Source organism: Thermosynechococcus sp. OHK43 (genome assembly GCF_014466085.1).
Classification (GTDB): Bacteria; Cyanobacteriota; Cyanobacteriia; order Thermosynechococcales; family Thermosynechococcaceae; genus Thermosynechococcus.
The window spans coordinates 1-6,854 of record NZ_JACOMP010000269.1; the positions used below are offsets into that span (position 1 = coordinate 1).

The following is a 6,854-nucleotide window of genomic DNA, read 5'->3' on the forward strand; positions in this document are numbered from 1 at the left end:
CCCCAATCAAATTTTCCTTGATGGCATTGACATTACACGGTTGCGCCTTGCCGATCTGCGGGGGGCGATCGCCTACGTGCCCCAAGAAAGCTTTCTCTTTAGCACCACCATCAAAAACAACATTCGCTATGGTGAACCTGACGCCACCGAACTCAAGGTCATTGCTGCTGCCAGCCAAGCCCAAATTCACAACGAAATTCGCAACTTTCCCCAGCAGTACGAAACCCTAGTGGGGGAGCGGGGCATTACCCTCTCGGGGGGACAGCGACAGCGAACCGCCTTAGCCCGTGCTCTGCTGGTAGAAGCGCCCATCCTTGTTTTAGATGACGCCCTTGCCAGTGTTGATAACCAAACCGCCAGCCAAATCTTGCGGGCGCTACGGGAACAACGGCGCACGCGTACCGTGCTGTTTATTTCCCATCAACTATCAGCAGCAGCAACCTGCGATCGCATTCTTGTCATGGACAAAGGGCGGATTGTTCAACAGGGAACCCACAATGAACTCGTGGCCACCGAGGGACTGTATCAATTCCTTTGGGAGCAGTATCAACTGGAAAGCTCCCTCGCCTAGGGGAGCCGACCACTACATCCAAAGTAAATCGGCTACCCCAGTTGGTGTCGTCAATATGCTAGTAAGGGTTAAAGGGAACTACTGCCCTGGCTTTTGTGGACTAGGAGACTCCGTCGGTGCTTGGTTATTAGTCGTACCACCGCCGCCCCCGCAGGCCACTAGTGTGGTAGAAAAACCAACTAAAATCAAGATCAAAGCAGCAAGCTTGTAAAGAGATTTCATAGAACTCCTCACGGTAAGTAATTAGGTAAGGATTAAACAGTTCTTTTCTATCAAGTTTGCTGCGGCATTGGCAACTGCCGGGCAACCATCTGCCATAGAGATTCCCCTCAAAAGTACCACCGAAACCTAGAGAGCAACTCTACCCCCTATGCCCACTGAGCGATTACAAAAAGTCCTTGCCCATTGGGGAGTGGCCTCGCGACGCCATGCGGAAGCCCTCATCCGCAGCGGTCAGGTCTTTGTCAATGGTCAGCGGGCCCAATTGGGGGACAAAGTGGATCCAAAGCGTGATTGCATTGAATACAAAGGACAGCGCCTGAACCCGCCCCGTCCACCCCAACGGCTCTATCTGCTCCTCCATAAACCCAAGGGGGTGCTCTGTACCTGTCACGATCCCCAAGGTCGAACCACGGTTCTCGACCTATTGCCCCCAATGTATCAGCGCGCGGGGGGGCTGCATCCTGTGGGTCGCTTAGATGCTGACTCCAGTGGCGCCCTCCTGCTCACAAATGATGGGGCCTTCACCTACTATCTCAGTCATCCCCGCCATCACATCCCCAAAACCTACCGCGTTTGGGTACAGGGACAACCGCCCGAAAAGGCGTTGCAAAGATGGCGAGAGGGGATTCCCTTGGAGGGTGTGATGACCTTACCCGCAGCGGTTAAGCTGCTTCGCACCGAAGGCGATCGCTCCCTTTTGGAAATCATCCTCCAGGAAGGCCGCAACCGCCAGATTCGCCGTGTAGCCGAGCAACTTGGCTATCCTGTTGTGGCCTTGCAACGGATCGCGATTGGCCCAGTTCGCCTAGGTAATCTTCGACCCAGAGCGGTTCGTCCCCTTAGCCGCCATGAATTGGCCGCCCTCCAGCCAACTACCCAGCCAACTACGAAGACCCAGCCTGAGAGCCAGTGACTGCCGGCGGCCTATGCTGCACCGGGTGATCCGGGTGGGTAGCTTCCCATTCGGCGAGAAATTCCTTCGTATCTTTGACCGCAGGTAAGGGCAACGAGCCACCGGGACCTGCCAAGGGCCGCAACCCATTGAACTCCGCTAAGATGGCGGTGCCATTGTTAATGACCACTGCCAAAATTGGGTCAAGGGCAAAGAATATCCCCGACAGCAGCGCACCAATATTGGGAATAGCAACGATCGCCGTATTTTGCCAGACGATCTCCATTGCCTGCTTGGCAATGCGAATGGCAAGGGTCAGTCCCCGCAAATCATCCTCCATGAGGACCACATCTGCAGTTTCACGGGCAATATCGGTTGCCCCAGCAAAGGAAATAGACACATCTGCATAGGCGAGAGCTGCGGAGTCATTGATACCATCGCCACAGAAGGCCACCACTTTACCGCTGTCATGGAGGGCACGCACCACCTCCACTTTCTTTTCTGGGAAGGCTTCGGCGTAGATATTATTGGGAGCAATCCCTAAGTCTTTGGCCACCGCATGGGCAACGCGGCCAATGTCACCGGTCAGCATATGGGGAATAATGCCTGCCTCCTTGAGTTCACGGATAACTGCGGGACTTTCATTGCGGATCGGGTCGCTGTAGAGAATCACGCCAATCAAACGTCCATCCCCAGCCACATAGACAATCGAAGCCCGCCCAGAATCGAGGTCAGGGAAGCGGGCATTCAGATCAATCAGGCAAATGTTTTCCTGCTCCATCATGCGGCGGCTGCCCACCCGCAGATCGACACCCCGCACTTTTGTGGCCACACCAAGGCCAACGCGGTATTCCCAGTCTTCACAGTCAAAGAGGGGCTGATGGGTTTCGCGGGCATGGCGGACAATTGCCTCGGCTACGGGGTGGGTGAGTCCCTGCTCAGCACTGGCGGCCATACTAAGGATGTCATCGGCGCTGAAGCGAGGATCCATGACTTTAATATCCGTCACACCAGCATGACCTTGGGTCAGGGTGCCGGTTTTATCAAAAACAATTGTGTCGATTTGAGCCAGTTTTTCAATTGCCCGGCCACTGCGAATGAGCACGCCATGTTGGGCAGCATAGGTAAGGGCCGACAAAATCGTGGTGGGCACAGAGACGCGAATCCCCGTACCAAGATCAAGGGTCAGCAGGGCGATCGCCCGATTCAAATCCCCCGAGAGCACCCCCACGCCTGCGCCAATAGCCAACGTGGGAACCACCATTTGGTTGGCGACAGTGGCTGCATAGTTTTCAATGCGAGTGTCATGCACCGGTGCCGACTGCATCAAGTTGACAATCACACCCGCACGGGTATTGTTGCCCACCCGCTCCGCCAAGATCACCAATTGACCCTCCACCAGTAGCGTCGAAGCAAAAACCTCCATCCCCTCAGTGCGCGTTACGGGTACTGACTCGCCCGTCAGTTTGCACTGATCAATCAGGCCTGTGCCCCGCAAAATGATGCCATCAACGGGAATTTGATCCCCCGGATAGACAACAACGCGATCGCCCTCCACGAGGTCTTTGACTTCCACTTCCACCTCAAGGCCGTCCCTCTCCACAAAGGCGGTTTTGCCCAGACAGTCCAGCAAATCAAGGTTTGCCCGTTCCGAGCCCCGTGCTGTGAGGTCGCGGATCACTTCCCCCCCCTCAATCAAACCCAGCATAAAGGAGGGAGCAAAATAGTGGCCTTGCAGGGTATGAAGAAAAATTGCCAACCCATCGAGGAAGTCAATCGTTAACTGTTTCTCCTCTTGAATCGCTTCCCATGCTCGCTGAAACACTGGCATTGCCCCGGCAATCACCACACCAGCAATCACATAGCCGGGAATCGGTATCCCCATTAGGGAGGCCACACTCAAACCCAAGCCAAGAGCTGGTAAGCCCAAGCGTTCCCAATAGTTAATTTGGTGCGCTGCCGCCGCAGGGGTGGCTTTCTCAGTGCTAAAGGCGGGAAGGTCTGGCTTGGCCGCCACTTGAATCGATTCAAAAATTTGCCCCTGAATCGTTGCTAGGGCTTCTCCAAAAAGCTTGGGACTATATTCCACCACAAGGGAGCAAGCCGGGGGGTTAATGCGCGCCGTTGTCACCGCGGGTAAACTGCCAACAATGTAAAGCAGCCTTTCCCCATATTCAACATCAAAGCCCAACCGAGGAATACGAATCCGAAAGCGACCCCTAATCCAATGCACAACCTGATAGTGAACGGTTTCTGTGGTGATAGGGCGGGCAGGTATCTCAGACTGTGGGGAACAACTTTGGGCAAGGGTGGTCATGATGAATTCCTACAAATGGTCGGGCCAATGAAGCTGACTATAACGTCTAGGTAATCATTTCTGCCCAGTTTTTGGATAATCTACACCAAATTGACGCATATGAAACCCGTCTCAGACAAAAAAGGCAATGTAATACAGGACACTTTATAGCCTAGGTTATCCTTAAAGTATTTCAGTTTGATGGGGCATCTATCGTACAATCTAGCTGCATATTGAGGATAAGCAGATGATGGATACGGCGATCGCAACAATTCGTGCCCGCGAAATTCTCGACTCGCGGGGTCGCCCCACGGTAGAAGCAGAAGTTGAACTGGATTGTGGCGTTGTCGGACTGGCTCAGGTTCCTAGTGGTGCCTCAACAGGGAGTTTTGAGGCCCATGAACTGCGGGACGGCGATCCCAAGCGCTATGGTGGCAAAGGCGTCCTCACCGCCGTTGAAAACATTGAAACCAGGATTCTCAGTGCCCTTGTGGATCTCAACGCCCTTGATCAAACGGTGATTGACCAGTGCCTCTTGGAACTAGATGGCAGTGAGAATAAATCCAACCTCGGTGCCAATGCCATTCTGGCGGTGTCCCTTGCCACGGCTAAAGCAGCCGCAGAATATCTCGGTCAACCCCTCTACCGCTACTTGGGGGGGCCTCTGGCCAATGTCCTACCCGTGCCTATGATGAATGTCATCAACGGCGGGGCCCATGCGGCCAACAACATTGACTTTCAGGAATTCATGATCATGCCCATTGGTGCCCCTAGTTTTCGGGAGGGTCTGCGCTGGGGGGCAGAGGTTTTTGCTGCTCTGAGCAAGGTGCTGGCTGATAAGGGGTTACTGACCGGTGTCGGGGATGAAGGAGGCTTTGCGCCTAACCTAGACTCCAACCAAGCGGCTTTGGATATTTTGCTTCAGGCAATTGAAACAGCCGGTTACAGCCCCGGCACTGACGTTGCCCTGGCCCTCGATGTCGCCGCCAGTGAGTTTTATGAAGACGGTAAATATGTGTTTGATCATGCCAGCCGTAGCGCCTCTGAGTTAATCCGCTACTACGACCAACTGGTGAGTACCTATCCCATTATTTCCATTGAGGATGGCCTGCACGAGGAGGACTGGGACAACTGGGCACTCTTGACGGAAACCCTGGGGAGCCGCATTCAACTGGTCGGGGATGATCTGTTTGTCACCAATCCCAAGCGTTTGCAACGGGGGATTGACAATGGTGTGGCCAATGCCATCTTGATTAAGCTCAATCAGATTGGTTCATTAACCGAAACCCTGCAAACCATCGATCTGGCAACCCGCAAGGGTTACCGCTCGGTGATTAGCCACCGCTCTGGGGAAACAGAAGATACCACGATTGCGGATTTGGCTGTCGCGACCCGTGCGGGTCAAATTAAAACGGGTTCCTTGTGTCGCAGTGAACGAGTGGCCAAGTACAATCGCCTGCTGCGCATTGAAGCAGAACTGGGGGATCAGGCGGTCTATGCGCCCAGGGTGGGCTTGGGGCCGTGCTAGGTGATTCGTGCCCGCAAACGGTTTGGCCAGCATTGGCTGCGCAGTGAATCGATTTTAGCTCAGATAATTGCAGCCGCTGAACTGCATCCGGGCGATCGCGTCCTAGAAATTGGTCCTGGTCGGGGTGCCCTGACTCGACCGCTGCTAGGGAGCGGTGCTGAGGTGGTTGCCGTTGAACTGGATCGGGATCTCTGTGGCCAATTGCAGCGGCAGTTTGACAGTGAGCGGTTCCAGTTGATTGAGGGGGATATTCTGCGGCTGGACTTAAGCCCCCTGGGGTGCAACAAAGTGGTGGCCAATATCCCCTACAACATCACGGGGCCATTGCTGGGGCATTTGCTTGGCAGTATTGCCCGACCGCGTCGCCCAGCCTTTGAGCGGTTGATTCTACTTGTGCAAAAAGAAATTGGCGATCGCCTGATGGCCTCACCCGGCAGCAAGGCCTACGGTGCCCTCTCTGTACGGGTGCAATTTCTGGCCACCTGTGAGAAGGTGTGTGCAGTGCCCCCCCGTGTCTTTCAGCCACCGCCTAAGGTGGATTCGGTGGTGGTTTGTCTGCGGCCCCACAGGACACTGCCAAGGGTGCGATCGCCCCAATGGTTAGAAACGCTACTGAAACAGGGGTTTGCCACTCGCCGCAAGATGCTGGCCAATGCCCTCAAGTCCCTTGTGGCGCCGGCGCAGGTACGCCAAGCCCTCCTGCAGTTGGGACGAGATGCCAATAGCCGTGCCGAAGCCCTGAGCCTAGAGGATTGGCTCGCCCTGAGTGACATCCTAGAACCGTCCCATCGGCCCAATCGGTGAGAAGGCTGCTGAGCAAGGTTTAAGGGGCGATCGCCCGCCCGTCGGGGTCTTCAAGAACAAAGCCGGCATCGGCAATCATTTGCCAATCTTGGTGGGGAGCTTGCCCGGGAGTGGTCAGATAGTCGCCAATAAAAATGGAGTTGGCGGCGTAGAGGCCAAGGGGTTGGAGCGATCGCAGATGCACTTCGCGGCCACCGGCAATGCGGATCTCTTGGCGCGGCAAGAGCAAACGAAACAGCACGAGAATGCGTAAACACTGGCGGGGATTGAGGTTGTGCTGTTCGCCCAGGGGCGTCCCCGGAATTGGAATCAAAAAGTTCACGGGTACACTAGTCACCTGACGCTGCCGCAGGGAGAGGGCAAGATCAATCACATCGTCATCGGATTCCCCCATGCCTAAGATGCCCCCAGAGCAGGTTGTAATCCCAGCGGCTTGGATATTTGCTAAGGTCTGGTCGCGATCCCTAAAGGTGTGGGTGGTACAAATTTCACTGTGGAAGTTTTCCGAGGTATTCAGGTTGTGGTTGACGCGATCGACACC

General features: G+C 55.0%; 6 protein-coding genes. 4 read left to right on the forward strand and 2 right to left on the reverse strand.

What is annotated here, in order from left to right; genetic code table 11:
• Together H8Q75_RS11705 and H8Q75_RS11710 are read left to right on the forward strand one after the other, a co-directional pair.
• The coding region (locus H8Q75_RS11705; RefSeq protein WP_297041902.1) for an ATP-binding cassette domain-containing protein at positions 1 to 571 on the forward strand (571 nt) is incomplete at its 5' end.
• Positions 572 to 941: 370 nt separating this feature from the next.
• Complete coding sequence (locus H8Q75_RS11710) at positions 942 to 1,706, forward strand: pseudouridine synthase (RefSeq protein WP_024124075.1); 765 nt, start codon at positions 942 to 944, stop codon at positions 1,704 to 1,706.
• Here the strand turns inward: H8Q75_RS11710 and H8Q75_RS11715 are convergent.
• Positions 1,678 to 4,002, reverse strand: coding sequence for a heavy metal translocating P-type ATPase (locus tag H8Q75_RS11715; protein WP_024124074.1), 2,325 nt, complete (start codon positions 4,000 to 4,002; stop codon positions 1,678 to 1,680). The genes H8Q75_RS11710 and H8Q75_RS11715 overlap by 29 nt on opposite strands.
• A 226-nt stretch (positions 4,003 to 4,228) precedes the next feature.
• Here H8Q75_RS11715 and eno point away from each other — a divergent pair, with 226 nt between their 5' ends.
• Complete coding sequence (eno, locus tag H8Q75_RS11720) at positions 4,229 to 5,509, forward strand: phosphopyruvate hydratase (RefSeq protein ID WP_024124073.1); 1,281 nt, start codon at positions 4,229 to 4,231, stop codon at positions 5,507 to 5,509.
• 3 nt (positions 5,510 to 5,512) lie between these two features.
• Positions 5,513 to 6,313: a 16S rRNA (adenine(1518)-N(6)/adenine(1519)-N(6))-dimethyltransferase RsmA gene (gene rsmA / locus H8Q75_RS11725; RefSeq protein WP_081711804.1), complete on the forward strand. Its 801-nt coding sequence runs from the start codon at positions 5,513 to 5,515 to the stop codon at positions 6,311 to 6,313.
• 19 nt (positions 6,314 to 6,332) lie between these two features.
• On the opposite strand, the gene bioB is transcribed toward rsmA, so the two are convergent.
• A partial coding sequence (gene bioB / locus H8Q75_RS11730; RefSeq protein ID WP_297041908.1) for a biotin synthase BioB occupies positions 6,333 to 6,854 on the reverse strand: 522 nt, incomplete at its 5' end.